This window comes from Alistipes communis (genome assembly GCF_006542665.1).
Classification (GTDB): Bacteria; Bacteroidota; Bacteroidia; order Bacteroidales; family Rikenellaceae; genus Alistipes; species Alistipes communis.
In genome coordinates this window covers 2,363,698-2,379,330 of the sequence record NZ_AP019735.1, presented here as the reverse complement: position 1 = coordinate 2,379,330, position 15,633 = coordinate 2,363,698, and the positions used below count along the sequence as shown (strand labels likewise).

Here is a 15,633-nt window from a genome sequence, read left to right as displayed (position 1 = left end):
GCCTCCGGAACGACACTTTACACCGCACTATCCCGAAACAGCCTACGAGGCAGACCGCCGCAGGCAAAGAGGCCGGTTCCCAAGGGGCATAAAAAACGCAGGGTTCGGACACCAGTCCGAACCCTGCGGCTCTCTGTCGGCGGCCGGTTACTTGACCTCCTCGAACTCGACGTCTTCGGGCTGCGAAGAGTCGCCGGCGGCGGAACCCGCACCGGCGCCCGCCTCTGCTCCGGAAGCACCCGCTCCGGCGTTGGCATTGGCGTTGGCATTCGCACCGCCCTGCGCCTGCTGCTGGGCATAGATGTCCTGCGAAGCGGCCTGCCATGCGGCATTGAGCTCCGTAATGGCGGTGTCGATCGCCATGACGTCGGCGTTCTTATGCGCCTCCTTCAACTTGCCGAGCGCAGCCTCGATGGCCGACTTCTTGTCGGCGGGCAGCTTGTCGCCGTACTCTTTGAGCTGCTTCTCGGTAGCGAAGATATTCGAGTCGGCGGCGTTGATCTTGTCGATGCGCTCCTTCTCCTCCTTATCCTTCGCCTCGTTGGCCTTGGCCTCGTCGCGCATACGCTGGATCTCCTCCTCGGTCAGACCGCTCGACGCCTCGATACGGATCTTCTGCTCCTTGCCCGTACCCTTGTCTTTCGCCGATACGTTCAGGATGCCGTTGGCGTCGATGTCGAACGTCACTTCGATCTGCGGCACGCCGCGCGGTGCGGCAGGGATGCCGTCGAGGTGGAAGCGGCCGATCGACTTGTTGTCGCGCGCCAGCGGACGTTCGCCCTGGCAGACGTTGATCTCCACCGAAGGCTGGTTGTCGGCCGCCGTCGAGAAGACCTCGCTCTTGCGGGTCGGAATCGTCGTATTGGCCTCGATGAGCTTGGTCATCACGCCTCCCAGCGTCTCGATACCCAGCGACAGCGGGGTCACGTCGAGCAGGAGCACGTCCTTCACCTCGCCCGTAAGCACGCCGCCCTGAATGGCTGCACCGATAGCGACCACCTCGTCGGGATTGACGCTCTTGTTGGGCTCCTTACCGAAGAACTCCTTGACGATCTGCTGGATTGCGGGGATACGCGTCGAACCGCCCACGAGGATCACCTCGTCGATCTGGCCCGCTTCGAGCCCCGCGTCGCGCAACGCCTGCTTGCAAGGCTCGATCGTCTTGTGGATCAGATGGTCGCACAGCTGCTCGAACTTGGCGCGCGTGAGCGTCATCACCAAGTGTTGCGGAATCCCGTTCACCGGCATGATGTAGGGCAGGTTGATTTCGGTCGAAGTCGACGACGACAGCTCGATCTTGGCCTTCTCGGCCGCCTCCTTCAAACGCTGCATCGCCATCGGGTCCTGACGCAGGTCGACGCCGTGCTCGGCCTTGAACGCCTCGGCCATGTAGTCGATCAACACGTGGTCGAAGTCGTCGCCGCCCAGATGCGTGTCGCCGTTGGTCGACTTCACCTCGAAGACGCCGTCGCCCAGTTCCAGAATCGAAATATCGAACGTACCGCCGCCCAGGTCGTAAACGGCGATCTTCATGTCGGCGCTCTTCTTGTCCAAGCCGTAGGCCAGTGCCGCCGCCGTAGGCTCGTTGATGATACGGCGCACTTTCAACCCTGCGATTTCGCCCGCCTCCTTCGTCGCCTGACGCTGCGAGTCGGAGAAGTAGGCCGGCACGGTGATGACCGCTTCGTCGACGGTCTGCCCCAGATAGTCTTCGGCCGTCTTCTTCATCTTTTGGAGAATGATGGCCGAAATCTCCTGCGGACTGTACTGACGTCCGTCGATCTCCACGCGCGGCGTATCGTTCGGGCCCTTGACGACCTTGTAGGGCGCGCGCTCGATCTCCGAGCGCACCTGATCGTATGTCTCGCCCATGAAACGCTTGATCGAGAAGATCGTGCGCATGGGGTTGGTAATGGCCTGACGCTTGGCCGGATCGCCCACCTTCCGTTCGCCGCCCTCGGTGAATGCGACCACCGAAGGAGTGGTGCGGTGACCTTCCGAATTGGGGATAACGACAGGTTCGTTACCCTCCATAACCGCTACGCAAGAGTTCGTAGTACCCAAATCAATACCGATAATCTTTCCCATAATCTTAAATTATTATTTCGTTTTCAATTTATTATTTATTCTTTCTGTCCGGTCTCCCGACGGAGCCGTCACGTGCCCCGAAACGAGCAAAGGTTATACCAAACGGATTTTCGGACGGAAATATCCGGCCGGCCCCGCCGCAGCCTGCCAAAAACGCACCTCCGACTGACAAAATGACGGTCGAGAGGTCGTCTTCCGACCGCCGGAATGACAGTCCGCACGCCAAATCCGCACCGGCCGAAAAACCGCGAAAAGCTCCGGAGGCCGCACGCCGGACACCGATCCTTCCGCCGACGGATATCGCTCCGTCCTCCCGTCTCCGTTTGCAGGCGCCGGCGCCTGCAAACGGAGACGGGAGCGGCGGAATTCCGAAAAAAGTGGTCGTTTTCCGAAATTTATGCACGGATATTGCCTCCGGAATTTGTAAAATTCAAATTAATACCGTAATTTAGTAGGTGAAATATCAACTCTAAAACTTATAAAGCTATGGTTATCACATTTAATGAGTTGCGCCGTATCAAGGATAAACTGCCCAGCGGCAGCTCGCAACGGATAGCGGACGAACTGGGAATCGACGTGGACACCGTCCGCAACTATTTCGGCGGGAAGCATTACGATGCCAAAGGAAATGTCGGCATCCATGTGGAACAGGGTCCCGACGGCGGAGTCGTGACGCTGGACGACACCACGATCCTCGATGCGGCGATGCGCATTCTCAACCAACAATAATACGACCGGCACGTCAGATTTAACGGCTCCCTCGCGGGGCCGTCTTTTTTTAACGTCCGTCCGGCATCGGCGTATCGCGCCGCATTCGGCAATCCGCCGTCCCGCGCGGAGGACTTCATTCGGTCGCGGCCGGAGCAATCCCGCCCGCAGGCGACAAACGGCAAGTCAGCCAAGAAAAAGAGGAGTCTTTGTCTCCATCCGGACTTGACGGCCGGCGGCCCGCATCGCCCGCCGAAGCGATCCGCACACGGCGATAGACCGTGCCGGATAGAAGACCTCCCGCCTCCGATCCGGCATATCGTTCCGCACGCAACAGAAACACGGCGGCTTCCGGTCGTTCCGGCGCGTCGAGCCGCTTTTCCGCGCCGCCGCCTACCTACGGATTTCCGGCAGGCTGCGGCGGTGCGTGCGACGATGCCCGTCGGAAGCGCATCGGACGAATACCGGCCCGCCACGGCACCGGACAAAAAAGGGCGGAAGAGTACTCCTCTTCCGCCCGATCCGATCCTGCCGGACGACTCACTCCTTGGGTTCGATATAGATCTCGAACAGCAGCGGAGAATAGGCCGGAATCTCCGTCGTATAGGTCGTCGTCGTGCTGCCGCTCGACGAATAGTCGTCGTAATAGTAGTTGTTGTAGTAATAGCTGTTGTACAGACCGCCGTAATAATTGTTATAGTAGCTGTCGTAGTAGGAGTTGCCGTACAGACCGCCGTAATAATTATTATAGTAGTTGTAATAATTGTAGTAGTTGTAGTAATCGAGGTAGCTGCTCGACGACGATCCGCCCGAGGTCGACGATCCGCCGCTCTTGCCCGAAGCGCCGTAGCCGAAACTCGACGTGGTGACGATCGTCGCCCACTGCCCGTAGCGCAACTGCGGAATGCTGTAATACCACGCATAGATCGTCTCCAACGTCGACGTGTCGCCCTCTTCGGGAACTTCGTACTGGTAGGCGCTGCCTTCGCTCTGCACCTCGCCGTAGATGAGCCTCTTCACCTCGTCGATATTCGTATCGAAGATGAATCCGTCGAGGAAACGGCCGATGTACCAGATCGAAGCCGTCTCGCCGCTCTTGATCGAATCGCCTTTGTAGGTTCCCGCACCGAAACGCTCCACGAGCACGTCGTTGATCTTCTTGTCGAGTGCGGCCATCGATTCGTTGTAGGGGAAATAGGGCACCGAATAGGTATTCTTCCAGTTGTAGGTAGTCGCCGGTTCGCGGCCGGGTGAAAAGACATGCGAGATATAGAGCTGCGGAACCGTATCCACGGCCTGGTACCACGTATATTTGTAGGGATCGACGCTCGTGTCGGGCAACTCCGGCTCGTCGGTCTCGGCATCGCGCAGCGACCGGCGGACGGAAGCGAGTTTCGGATCGTCCTTGTCTTCCTCCTCCTCGACCGGACAGACCGTACCGTTGTCCTCGACGAAGGCATCGACCGTCTCTCCCTCGTATGCCAGCGGATTGGAGACGCGGCCCGTCACCTTGATGTGAAGAATCGCGGGACGGTTGGCGTCGAGTTCGTACTGCCCGCCGTAACCCGCGTCGCTGCTGGCGCCCGACGACGAATAGGCCAGCGACGAAGGCAGATAGAGCATCAGCTCCGTACCGCGCCGCGCCTGCATCCCGTTTTTCAACCCGCGATCCGGATGCTCGGCGATATACTCCTCGCTGAGCGTCAGCGGCTCGCGCAGCGCATAATAACTGCCTTCGAGCAGCGTCGTATAGTCCGATCCGCTGTAACGGAAATAGGGCGAATAGTAGGTGTAGCGGGTGAAGGTTCCCTGCTGCTTGGCCTGCACGGCGTTGCGCGTCATGCAGACGTTGCCGTTCAGGTCGCGGGCCGTGAACTCGTACTGCACCCAGCAGTCGGTCTCGGCGATCAGCGTGTCGGCCTTGTCGGTCGAACCCGCGTCGAGCACATCGACGTAATAGGAGAATCCGCGCGCCTCCTGCCTGTTGCCGAGCAGTTCCGGACGATGCAATTTCATCCACGCATCGAGCGAGCGCTGCTCGATCCCTGCATAGGACTCGCTCGTGTCCTTGGCACACGACGCGAAAACGAGGAGGCAGACCGCAGCCGCCCATATCTTTCCGAAAGAAAAACGCATAATACTGTTGTTCACCTATTTCGTTACTTTGTTTATCGTACAGAAAAACGCTACGGGACACTGCTTGGTCATCAATCCCATGATGAGCTTCTCCCCGTAAGCCTGATTATAAGTCATGTAGAGTTCCACGACATCCTTTTCGCGGCAACCGACGAGCGCCGCCTGCAACCCGCTGAGCGTCGCCCCGCCGCCGATCTGCAACGTCTGCCTGAGCGGCACGAACTGCCCGAACTCGTCCCGAAGCGGCACTCCGTAGAGGTCGCACTCCACCCAGTAGCGGGGATTCAACCCTCCTTCGACCAACCGGTTGATGATCGTCGTATCGTTGGAGTAGAGGCATTCGTTGGGCTTGGGCGTCGAGTAAGCCGTGAAGTCGTAGAGCGAGAAGGTCAGTTCGACCCTGCTCCCTTCGCTCACCTCCGGCCGCGTCAGACGCTCTTCGTCATAGACATCGGCGATATAACGGTAGGTCGTATTGCCGAAAGTCGAGTAATACGGCGGGTCGTTGTCGAGCGACTGGGCGGCATCCTGCTCCGAGAGCAGCGTCGGGGTGTGCGACCGCGTCAGGTACGAAACGATCTTCTCCTGCTGCTGAGGCAGGATATCCTCCTCGTCGCTGCACGAAACCAGCGCGGCCAGCGCCAGCGCACCCATATACCACCGGACTCTCATCGTTATATAATCGTGCAAATTTACAAAAAATTGCGCAACAACCCTATTTTATTTGCATTTTTCCTGCCTGCAAGCCGGCAAAACGCACGGAAGGGAGGGGCCGCGACGACGCAACCCGCTGCGACACGTCACTTTTTGGAGATCAGGTATTTCTGCAAGACAGCACCCAGCCGGTCGGAGGGGATGTTCAGGTTGATGCGGCCGTTGTTGGCGATCGAGATCGCTCCGGTCTCCTCCGAGACCACCAGAATGATCGCGTCCGAAATCTCGCTCATGCCGATCGCGGCGCGGTGGCGCGTACCGAACGACTTCGGGACGTCGCTCTGCGTCACGGGCAGGATGCAGCGGGCCGCCACGATGCGGTCGCCCTCGATGACCACGGCGCCGTCGTGCAACGGCGAATTCTTGAAGAAGATATTGTGGATCAGCTGCGACGAAATCTTGGCGTCGAGGCAGATGCCGCCCTCGGTGATGAGCGACAGATCGCTCTGCTGCCCGATGACGACCAGTGCGCCGGTCTTCGTATCGGACATTTCGCGGCAGGCCACCACCAGCGGCTGCAAATTGGTTTCGGCTATCTTCGAGCCGTGGTTGAAAATGCGCGAAATGAAATTGAACCGCTTCTGGCTCATGCCGATCTTTTGCAGGAACCGGCGTATTTCGGGCTGGAAAACCACGATCAGCGCGATGGCGCCGACGCTGATGATGTGCCCCAGGATCGTCGACAGCAGTTCCATGTTGAGCGTCTTGACGATCACCCACAACAGATAAACGACGATGATGCCCGAAATGATGTAGGGGGCGTTCGTTCCCTTGGTGGTACGGTATATCCAATACATGATATACGCCACGAACAGAATGTCGATCAGATCGATGAATGTAAACGGTACGAATCCCATAACTGCAAACGAGCCTTAAATTACGATGACAAAAATAAGAAAAAATACCGACTTCCCGCAGGGCGTCGGTATTTTATCGCTCCGATAAACGCTCGCGTCGGCCGCCGGCCGTCTACTCCTTATCGGCCTTCTTGTCGGCAGCGTACAACTCGTTGACCTTGGCCAGCACCAGCGGCGTGATGTCGAGCAGCGAGTCGGCGTCGACGAGCGACGTGGCGTTGAGGATGAGCTTGTACTTCTTGTCGGCGTTGAGCTCCTGCACGGCGCGGTGGATCAGATCCTGCGCCCGGTTCGTGAAGACGTAGTTCTCCTCGTCGAGCGTCTGCGCCTCCTTCTGGGCAACGGACTGATAGTTGGCGATCTGCCGCTGGATCTTCTCCTGTTCGGATTGCGCGTTGGCCGTAGTAATCAATCCTTTCTGATACTTCTCCTGCAACTGTGCAGCCTTCGATTGCAGATCGCGCTCCTTCTTGGCCCAGCCCTCCTGCGCTTTCTTGGTCTTCTCTTGAAGCGCGGCGCCTTCGCTCTGGAACAGATCGCTCTGCGCCAACACGGCCTCCACCTGTACGAAAGCAATGTCGCTGCTGCCTACGGCCTGCGCCGGAGCGTTCTCCGCCGGCTGCGTCGCACCATTGCCCTTGCAACCCGCAATCAGAAACATTGCAGCGGCTGCGACATACAAAATTTTCTTCATACTCCGTCTTATTATTCGTAATTAAAAATGCCAGAATGCTATCAAAAAGCCTATAATGGACACAAAGATAAGAAAAATTTTCGTACTTTTGTATCCGTTAAACGATTTCTCGAAAAGAATGTACGAATATATCCAGGGGAAGCTCGCCGAACTGGCGCCCGCCTACGCCGTCGTCGAAACCGGCGGAGTGGGCTACCTGCTCCATATTTCGTTGCAGACCTATTCGGAAATCGAAGGCCGGAGCGAGGTGAAGCTCTTCACCCATTTCGTCGTGCGCGAGGACGCGCAGCTCTTTTTCGGCTTCTCGACGAAGACCGAGCGCGAACTGTTCCGCCAGCTCATCAGCGTATCGGGCGTGGGCGGCAACACGGCACGCATGATTCTCTCGACCTATTCGCCGCGCGAACTGCAAAGCATCATCACCACCGAAAACGCCGTCCTGCTCAAAAACGTCAAGGGGCTGGGACTGAAAACCGCCCAGAAGATCATCGTCGAGCTGAGCGGCAAACTCACGGCCCTGTTCGACGGCGAAGACGGTCCGCTGCCCGTCGCCGGCAACGGCGACGCCGTCTACGACGAAGCGACGGCGGCCCTGGTGATGCTCGGCTTCCCCAAAGCGGCTTCGGACAAGGTCGTCCGGGCCATTCTCAAAGAGCAACCCGACATCTCGGTCGAAGAGACCGTCCGCATGTCGCTCAAACGGCTCTGAATTTGCAGCTACATCCCGAAACACACACAACATAATTATAATATATATAATTATCATGGCTACATTTCTCTTCATCATGATCGTCCTGGCCCTGCTGGCGCTGGTCGTCACGCTGGTCGTCTTCACCCTCTCCCAACGGAAGAAGGCCCGGCTGCAAAATCCGCACGACAGCTACCACGGCCGCTACCGGGCATAACCGGATTCCATACGGACTTCGACCGCATTACCCTCCCCTGAAAGCGACAGCGTTTTCGGGGGGGGGTAATGCGTTGTTTTACAATATCCTGATACAATAAAAAGGCGCTTCGGCCGCCGTATCGGACAACCGACCGGGATTTCGCGGCAACCACTCCGCCCGCCCCCTCCGCTGCGGAATCCCGCTGCGGCAAAACGGCCGCCGGCATCGCGACACAGCCGTTCCGTTCCGACGCCGTCCGCCCGTTCCCGTACCGTCCAACGATGCGGACGCAGCGCGTCCGACCCCGAGAACCGGCTGAAACAACACCGCAGACCGCAAAAAAACGGCCGCAAGGCGAAAATTACAAATTCGCTACAAAATCGCCCCCGACCTTTGTTCCGTAAACAAAAGACAAAAGAGATGAAACGAATCCCGATTCCACCCTTCCGGCCGCTCCGCACGGCCCGCTTCGGACGGGGCAGACCGCCCTCACGGTACCTCTCCGGCAGGCTCCGCTTTCGGATTCGAATGCCGAAGATTTTGAATTCCGCGATATTTTCGTTACTTTCGCAAGATTATCGTTGACTTTTCCTTACTTTTTCATATCCAAATATATCCAAAGAAAATGAATCTCCTTCGTCTCTTCCGACAGTCGCTTTTCTCGTCCGGCGCAGCCTGCAAACGCACGCTCGCCCGGAACACCCGCCGTCTCCTTCCGCTCGCCGCAGCCCTGCTGTTCGCCGCGACGGCACAGGCGCAGGAGCGCCGCACGACGCATGACAACGACTTCCGCGCCCGCTTCTCGTTCGCCCTGACCAAACAACTCGGCCAGCGGCATTCGATCACGCTCGACGAGGAGCTGCGGCTCAAAGACAACTGGTCGCAACTCGACCGCATCTATACGACGCTGAGCTACGCTTACGACGTCCGGCCGTGGTTCAAGGCGGCGGCCTTCTATGTACTGATCGCCAACGACCGGGGAGCCGACCGCTCGATGGAGATGCGCCACCGCTTCTACCTCGAACTGACGGCCAGCTACAAGACGGGGGCGTGGAATTTCTCGCTGCGCGAACGTCCGCAGGCGACTCTCCACACCGCCTACGTCGATCCGGCCGTCGCCGCCAAAACCGCATGGGTGCTGCGCCACCGCCTCATGGCGGAGTACGCCGTAGCAGGTACCGGACTCAAACCCTATGTCTTCGTCGAGTTGACGCAGACGCTCAACGCCCCCGAAACGGTAGGCAACTATCTGGAAAAGGTGCGCAGTTCGCTGGGTGCGAAATACGCCTTCAACAAACGTTCGTCGCTCGAACTCTACTACCGCTTCGACTACAAGATCAGCGACGAACCGGTTTTCGACGACTTCCCCACGGTAGACTACATCTCCTCCGAACGCGAAAGCCACCACATCATCGGCCTGGAATACGGCTACAAGTTCTGATCCGAACATCCGGAACCCGCACGAAACGGGAGACGGTACGGAAAGCGTGCCGGAGGCGGCGAAGCCCTGCCTCCGGCACTCTTTTCTGCCCTTGCACCCGCGGCTGCAAGGGCCGATCCCCTATTCCGTCTTGTGTTCGAGGAAATAACGCTGCGATTTAACCAGGTTTCGCGCCTGCAACACCATCGTTTTCGTCTCGTTGAGAATCGTCAGGTAGAGCAGGCTGGCCTTGGTCGACGACTGCTTGTTCTTGATGCGTTTGAGCTGGCGCTTGATCGCGTCGGCAATCGATTCGAACAGCTCGTCGCGCAGTTCGAGAATCAGGTCGATGTCGGCGAAATCGTTGTTGCGCAGCATGACGTTGATGCGCGTGAAGATCGTCTCCACCTCGTCGTTGATCTTCATCAGATCCTCGATCTGCTCCCGGGTCATCCCCTCGTGGTTGTTGTCGATATGGTCGAAGCAGGGGCGCGTGACGTGGAGCAGCGACTTGGTGATCTCGTTCATGTAATCGACCACCTGCACATAGTAGTGTCCCGAATCGATCTCGTTGTCTTGCAGGCGCAGCAACAGCGGCATCACCTTGTATTTCCGCTCGCGCGAGCGGTAGAACAGATCGTTCGACTGCTGCACCATTTCGCGCAATACCTTGCGGTTCTCCTTGAAAACGGCGATCAGCGTGCGGTCGTAGATGCGGGTCACCTGCCCCATCGTGTAGCAGACCTCGGCGATGCACTCCTCGATGACCCCTTCGGTGTCCTTCGCACGGCTCGCGGCGGGTTGCTGCGTCTCGACCGCGGCCGCCTTGTTCTTCCTGCGGTTGCTGCGCACGAGCATCCAGCCGCACAGCGCCGATACGATCAGAACGGCCGCATTGCCGCCGTACATCAGCGTCAATCCCACCAGAAAGGCGATCGTAAAGGCGCCGAAGCCCGTCACGAACCACCCCGACACGACGGTCAGCACGCCCGTGATGCGGTAGACGGCACTCTCGCGACCCCACGCACGGTCCGCCAGCGACGAGCCCATCGAAACCATGAAGCAGACGTAAGTGGTCGACAGCGGAAGTTTGAGCGACGTGGCGATCGAAATGAGGATCGACGCCGTGGTGAGATTCACCGTGGCGCGGATCAGGTCGTACGATCCGCCTTCGCGCTCCTCCTCGGGCAGTTTCTCGAAACGCGCCGCCACCGCCCGTTGCAGACGGGCGGGCATGATCCGTTCGTAAAAGGCATTCACGTTCATGGCCGCGCGAACCAGGCCGCGCGAGACGACCGACGAACCGTAACGCTCCTCGCCCTCGTTCTGGTTCGACAGCGACAGCTCCGTCTTCGAAACCGACAGCGCGCGGCGCGACGTCCACAGCGTCACGATCATGATCGCTCCCGCCGCGAGCAGCAGCAGGATATTGGCCGAAGCGTCGGTCGCCAGTCCGCCCATCGTCATAGCCGCATCGCCCGACGCGCGCGCCATCATGTAGGAGTCGTAACCGGCCACGGGCACGCCCACGAAATTCACGAGGTCGTTGCCGGCGAAGGCCAGCGCCAATGAGAAAGTTCCCGCCAGAATATTCAGTTTGAGGATATTGACGCCGAACATCTGCAAGAAGAAGAGCAGGATGCTGCACAGAATCCAGAGCACGAAGAGCGAGAGGGCCAGACGCGAATCGATGTAAGCGAACAGCGCCGAGCCGTTCATCACCCCCTGCAACCCCTTGAACAGTGCGAAATAGACGATCGCGGTAAACGATATGCCGCACCACAACGCCCCGTAACGGCGGAAAAGCGTATGGTAGCGGAACGAGAAGATCGCACGCGAGACGTACATCACCAGCGTGCCCAGCGTAAAGGCGAGGATCACCGACAGCAGGATGCCCGCCAGAATGGCCATCGCCCGCGTCGAATTGATATACCGGCCGATTTCGACCAGCGAAATCTCGTCGTTGGAGGTGATGACCACCGTCGAAACGGCCAGCGCCGCGCCCAACAGGCAGAAGACCAGCGCCACGGTAGTCGACGTGGGAAGGCCCATCGTGTTGTAGACGTCGAGCAGGATGATATTGGCCAGCATCACCGAGAAGTAGAGGATCATCACGTCGCGGAACGTGAACCGCGACGGATCGAACATGCCGCTGCGCGCCACCTCCATCATGCCGGTCGACGTGACGGCGCCGACGATGATTCCCACCGACGCGACGGCCATGATCACCCGCACGGGAGCCGCTTTGGAACCGATGGCCGAATTGAGGAAGTTGGCGGCATCGTTCATCACTCCGATGAAGAGACCGGTCACGGCGAGAAGCGCCATGGCGGCCAACATAAACGTATATATAGGTTCCATTCTGTCGAATTCGGGCAAATGCGGAACAAAGATAGCTTTTTCACCCGCCGGTAACAATTCGGTAACCTATTCTTAACGATAAATTAACACGAACGACGCGCGCCGACCGCCGGCTCCGGAAAAACGCCTCCCGCACGAACCATGCTCCGCCCCTCCCTCCTGCCTTCCGAAAAACATCCGCGGAACACGGATACGCTCCGGCGCCTGCTACCCGCACGGCGCCGGAGCGCATCGGAAATGCGCCCGCCGTCCGGGATGCGAGGGATCAGGAAAAGACGATCAGACTGACGGCCATCAGGGCCATGCCCGTCACCACGCCGTAGATCGAGATGTGGTGCTCGCCGTACTCCTCGGCAGCGGGCAGCAGTTCGTCGAGCGAAATGAAGACCATGATGCCCGCAACGAATCCGAACAGGCACCCCAGCAGCGTCGGCGAGAGGAACGGCAGCAGCACGGCATAGGCCAGCAGCGCGCCGACCGGTTCGGCCAGGCCCGACGACAGCGAAAGCAGGAAGGCCTTGCGGCGGCTGCCCGTGGCGTAGTAGATCGGGACCGAAACGGCGATGCCTTCGGGGATGTTGTGGATGGCGATCGCTGCGGCGATGGCGATACCGAGCGTCGGGTTGTCGATCGCCGACATGAAGGTGGCGATCCCCTCGGGGAAGTTGTGGATACCGATGACCAGGGCGGTCATCAGCCCCATGCGCATCAGCTTACGGTCATGGGGGCGGCGGTTCATCTCCTCGACCGAGTGCATCTCGTGCGGATTCTCGAACGAGGGCACCAGCCGGTCGATGACGCCGATCAGCAGGATGCCGCCGAAAAAGCAGGCGACCGTCGCCGAGACGCCTGCCGTGGCGCCCCACTGGGCCGTGAGCAACGTCTGCGACTCGGCGAACAGCTCGACGAACGAGACGTAGATCATCACGCCGGCCGAAAGGCCCAGCGAAAAGGAGAGGAAACGTACATTGGTGCGGTGCGCGAAAAATGCGATGGCGCTGCCGATACCGGTCGCGAGACCGGCCAGCAGCGTCAGCAGCAGCGGAAAGGCTATCGATGAGTTCATAGGCTACAACGGGATTCAGCGGACAGGCTGCGATGCGCCGCCGCAACGGCCCTGTTCCATATCGCAGTCGGCATGTTCGCCGCAAGGCTGCACGTCGCTCTCGAATTCGAGCGTGGCGTGATCGATCCCCAGTTCGCGGAGCCGTGCGCGGAGCGCCTCCTTCAATTGCGGCATCCGCTGCAAATCGTGTACCGCTACGTGCGCCGTCAAGGCGTTCTCGGTCGTACTGAGCGCCCAGACGTGGAGATGGTGCACCCCGCTCACACCCGGCTGCGACGCCACCGTGCGGAAGACCTCGTCGTAATCGATCCCCGCGGGAACGCCGTCCAGCGACAACCGCAGGCTGTCGCGCAGCAGCCCCCACGTCGACCAGACGATGACGGCCGCCACGAGCAGGCCGACCAGCGGATCGATCAGATACCAGCCCGTCGCCATCATGACCGCCCCCGACACCATCACGCCCACGGACACCAGCGCGTCGGCGGCCATGTGCAGATAAGCACCCCTGACGTTCAGGTCGCGGTCCTTGTCGCGCAGGAAGAACAGCGCCGTGGCGAAATTGACGACCACGCCGATGCCCGCCACCCAGAGCACCACCTCGCCCCCTACGGGTTCGGGATGGAGCAGCTTGCGAACGCTCTCGACGACGATGGCGCCGACGGCGACCAGCAGGATGACGGCGTTGAGCAGCGAAACGAGAATCGTGCTGCGGCGGTAGCCGTAGGTATAGCGGCTCGTGGGGCGTACCTGCGCCAGGCGGAACGCCAGCAGGGCGAGCAGCAGGCTCGCCACGTCGCTCAGGTTGTGCCCCGCATCGGAGAGCAGCCCCATCGAATTGGAGAGGATGCCCGCCGTGAACTCCGCGGCGACGAAAACCGAGTTCAGCAGAATGCCCGCGATGAAAGCGCGGTTGAGCGACGAGAGCCGCCGAACGTGTTCGTGGGAGTGATCGTGATGCGAATGCGCCATAAACTTCGATTGACTATTAATCCGTGCGGCGGCGTCCCCGACGCAGTTTTCCGTTACCTGCCCTGCCGCCCCGCTGCCGCAGACGAACTGTTCGGACACGGAGACGACGACCGAAAAAGCAGGTTCACACCGGCAAATATACGCACCCTGCCGTCGATATGCAATACCTATTTATCAGGATACCTGCCGCAGCCACAAAAAAAGCCGGACTTTCCGTTCCGGCTTTTCATTCGCAGGGTCGCTTGCACGTTACTGCTGCTGATCCGCGGCAGGCTGCTCGGAAGCAGGGGCCTCCGCCGGCACGGCCTGCGGCATGACAGGAGCCTCCTGGGTCATCTCGATCAACGCATTGGCATCCTTTTCCAGATCCTTATTGCTGGCAGCAACCGTACCCTTGTCCATCGACAGCGTGGCCACAAGGCTCAGCACGACGATGACGAGAGCCATCGCCCACGTGAATTTTTCCAAGCCGTTCGCCGCGTCGCGCACGCCCATCACCTGATTCGCCGCACCGAAATTGGCAGCCATTCCCCCTTTGGGACTTTGCACCAATACCACGAAAATCAGGCTGACGCTGGCCAATAAAATCACAACGATACAAAATGTGTACATACTGTTCTATTCTTTTATTTTAACGATTCTTCCCCTCGGACGCTATTTCGTCGATAAGTTCGGCAAAGTAAACACTTTTTTCCGGATTTCGCAAACTTAATTTGCGATAAATCGCGCATGCCTCGTCATTTAACCCCTGCTGCCGGTAGATCTCGGCCAACTCTTCGGTGACAAGGTCGTCCTCGTCGTCGAAATCGGCGACGGTCTTCACTTCGTCGTCGGCTTCGCCCTCCTCGGCCACGATGCGGTAGTCGCCCGCCCGCAGGAAATCGTCGATCAGATCGTCCGCGCAGAGCGCCGTCAGCCGCTCCCTGTCCACTTCGGGCGCCGTCCCCGCCGCCCTGTCCTGCACCGCGAAGCCGAGCCGGCCGTCCTCCGACGGATCGCCGCCCCGCTGCCGCAGGCGTACGAGCCGTGCGAGGGCAAACCATTCGTAGCGTCCGAGCAGTTCGTCCAGCTCCGCCTCCGGCACCGCGCCGGCCGCTCCCAGCGAAGCGATATACTCCCTGAATGTCGCCATCGCCGTTACCAGTTGGAGGCCGCAGCCTGGAAAATATCGTTCACCAGCTGATCCACGATTTCGGGCACCAGCTCGCCGGCCACCTCCGTGAGCAGCTTCGTGGAGTCGTAGTCGGCATAGGCCGTGAAGGATTTGTTGAAGGACATCGCCTCGTCGAGCACGTTCGTAAAACGCACCTTGACGGTGATCGACAGGCGGTTCAACAGCGCGTAGTCGTCGCTGGCCACCGACGCCGTCGTCGAGGAGTAACCCGTGATTTCGCCCTCGAACGCGAAGTCGCCTCCCTCGTCGACCTGCGCCAGACGGGTCTGGCGCGTAAACTTGTCGATCAGCGCATCGGTGAGCGTCGTACTGAGAATCGGCTCCACCATCGGCGCGTTGTTGGGGAAATAGGCCACCGAGAAGGTCTTGGCATCGGGCGGAATCGACGCACCCGACAGCGAGTACTTGATCGTCACGCCGCAGCCCGCCGTCACAAGCGCCGCCAAAAGCAGCGCACAACAGATTATCTTGTTTTTCAGCATCATCTTATCTCATCATCGGTTCTCCGATACACCGCGACGGCCGCCGGACCGCCGTTCGGACCGGAATCGGACACCCC

Annotated in this window: 15 protein-coding genes; 4 read left to right on the top strand and 11 right to left on the bottom strand. The window is 59.6% G+C overall.

The window, feature by feature from the left end:
* Window positions 1-147: 147 nt before the first annotated feature.
* Complete coding sequence (gene dnaK, locus FMF02_RS09720; protein ID WP_141413007.1) at window positions 148-2,088, bottom strand: molecular chaperone DnaK; 1,941 nt, start codon at window positions 2,086-2,088, stop codon at window positions 148-150.
* A 486-nt stretch (window positions 2,089-2,574) separates the two neighbouring features.
* Between dnaK and FMF02_RS09715 the strand changes: the two genes are divergently transcribed.
* Complete coding sequence (locus FMF02_RS09715) at window positions 2,575-2,817, top strand: hypothetical protein (RefSeq protein WP_026074811.1); 243 nt, start codon at window positions 2,575-2,577, stop codon at window positions 2,815-2,817.
* Between the two features lie 519 nt (window positions 2,818-3,336).
* Here the strand turns inward: FMF02_RS09715 and FMF02_RS09710 are convergent.
* The 4 genes from FMF02_RS09710 to FMF02_RS09695 all read right to left on the bottom strand — a co-directional run bounded on the left by FMF02_RS09710 (window position 3,337) and on the right by FMF02_RS09695 (window position 7,197).
* Window positions 3,337-4,932, bottom strand: a complete 1,596-nt coding sequence (locus FMF02_RS09710; protein WP_141413006.1) for a hypothetical protein — start codon at window positions 4,930-4,932, stop codon at window positions 3,337-3,339.
* Between the two features lie 15 nt (window positions 4,933-4,947).
* Window positions 4,948-5,604 (bottom strand): hypothetical protein, encoded by a 657-nt coding sequence (locus FMF02_RS09705; protein ID WP_034779517.1) that lies wholly within the window; start codon window positions 5,602-5,604, stop codon window positions 4,948-4,950.
* Between the two features lie 128 nt (window positions 5,605-5,732).
* Window positions 5,733-6,503 carry a diadenylate cyclase CdaA gene (gene cdaA, locus FMF02_RS09700; protein ID WP_019129994.1) on the bottom strand — a complete coding sequence of 257 codons (771 nt, stop codon included), beginning with the start codon at window positions 6,501-6,503 and terminating at the stop codon, window positions 5,733-5,735.
* Between the two features lie 112 nt (window positions 6,504-6,615).
* Complete coding sequence (locus FMF02_RS09695; protein ID WP_026074813.1) at window positions 6,616-7,197, bottom strand: OmpH/Skp family outer membrane protein; 582 nt, start codon at window positions 7,195-7,197, stop codon at window positions 6,616-6,618.
* A gap of 118 nt (window positions 7,198-7,315) precedes the next feature.
* Here FMF02_RS09695 and ruvA point away from each other — a divergent pair, with 118 nt between their 5' ends.
* The 3 genes from ruvA to FMF02_RS09685 all read left to right on the top strand — a co-directional run bounded on the left by ruvA (window position 7,316) and on the right by FMF02_RS09685 (window position 9,525).
* Window positions 7,316-7,906, top strand: coding sequence for a Holliday junction branch migration protein RuvA (gene ruvA, locus FMF02_RS09690; protein ID WP_141413005.1), 591 nt, complete (start codon window positions 7,316-7,318; stop codon window positions 7,904-7,906).
* 55 nt (window positions 7,907-7,961) lie between these two features.
* Window positions 7,962-8,102, top strand: coding sequence for a hypothetical protein (locus tag FMF02_RS13685; protein WP_019129997.1), 141 nt, complete (start codon window positions 7,962-7,964; stop codon window positions 8,100-8,102).
* A gap of 607 nt (window positions 8,103-8,709) precedes the next feature.
* Window positions 8,710-9,525 carry a DUF2490 domain-containing protein gene (locus FMF02_RS09685; protein ID WP_141413004.1) on the top strand — a complete coding sequence of 272 codons (816 nt, stop codon included), beginning with the start codon at window positions 8,710-8,712 and terminating at the stop codon, window positions 9,523-9,525.
* A gap of 120 nt (window positions 9,526-9,645) precedes the next feature.
* On the opposite strand, the gene FMF02_RS09680 is transcribed toward FMF02_RS09685, so the two are convergent.
* The 6 genes from FMF02_RS09680 to FMF02_RS09655 form a co-directional block, all read right to left on the bottom strand.
* Window positions 9,646-11,865, bottom strand: a complete 2,220-nt coding sequence (locus FMF02_RS09680; protein WP_141413003.1) for an inorganic phosphate transporter — start codon at window positions 11,863-11,865, stop codon at window positions 9,646-9,648.
* Between the two features lie 265 nt (window positions 11,866-12,130).
* Window positions 12,131-12,931, bottom strand: a complete 801-nt coding sequence (gene zupT, locus FMF02_RS09675; protein ID WP_019130000.1) for a zinc transporter ZupT — start codon at window positions 12,929-12,931, stop codon at window positions 12,131-12,133.
* 15 nt (window positions 12,932-12,946) lie between these two features.
* Window positions 12,947-13,900, bottom strand: a complete 954-nt coding sequence (locus FMF02_RS09670; RefSeq protein WP_019130001.1) for a cation diffusion facilitator family transporter — start codon at window positions 13,898-13,900, stop codon at window positions 12,947-12,949.
* A gap of 249 nt (window positions 13,901-14,149) precedes the next feature.
* Window positions 14,150-14,512, bottom strand: coding sequence for a preprotein translocase subunit SecG (secG, locus tag FMF02_RS09665; protein WP_141413002.1), 363 nt, complete (start codon window positions 14,510-14,512; stop codon window positions 14,150-14,152).
* A 19-nt stretch (window positions 14,513-14,531) separates the two neighbouring features.
* On the bottom strand, window positions 14,532-15,032 hold the full coding sequence (locus FMF02_RS09660; RefSeq protein ID WP_019130003.1) for a tetratricopeptide repeat protein: 501 nt from the start codon (window positions 15,030-15,032) through the stop codon (window positions 14,532-14,534).
* 5 nt (window positions 15,033-15,037) lie between these two features.
* Window positions 15,038-15,559, bottom strand: a complete 522-nt coding sequence (locus FMF02_RS09655) for an LptE family protein (protein ID WP_019130004.1) — start codon at window positions 15,557-15,559, stop codon at window positions 15,038-15,040.
* Between the last annotated feature and the right edge of the window lie 74 nt (window positions 15,560-15,633).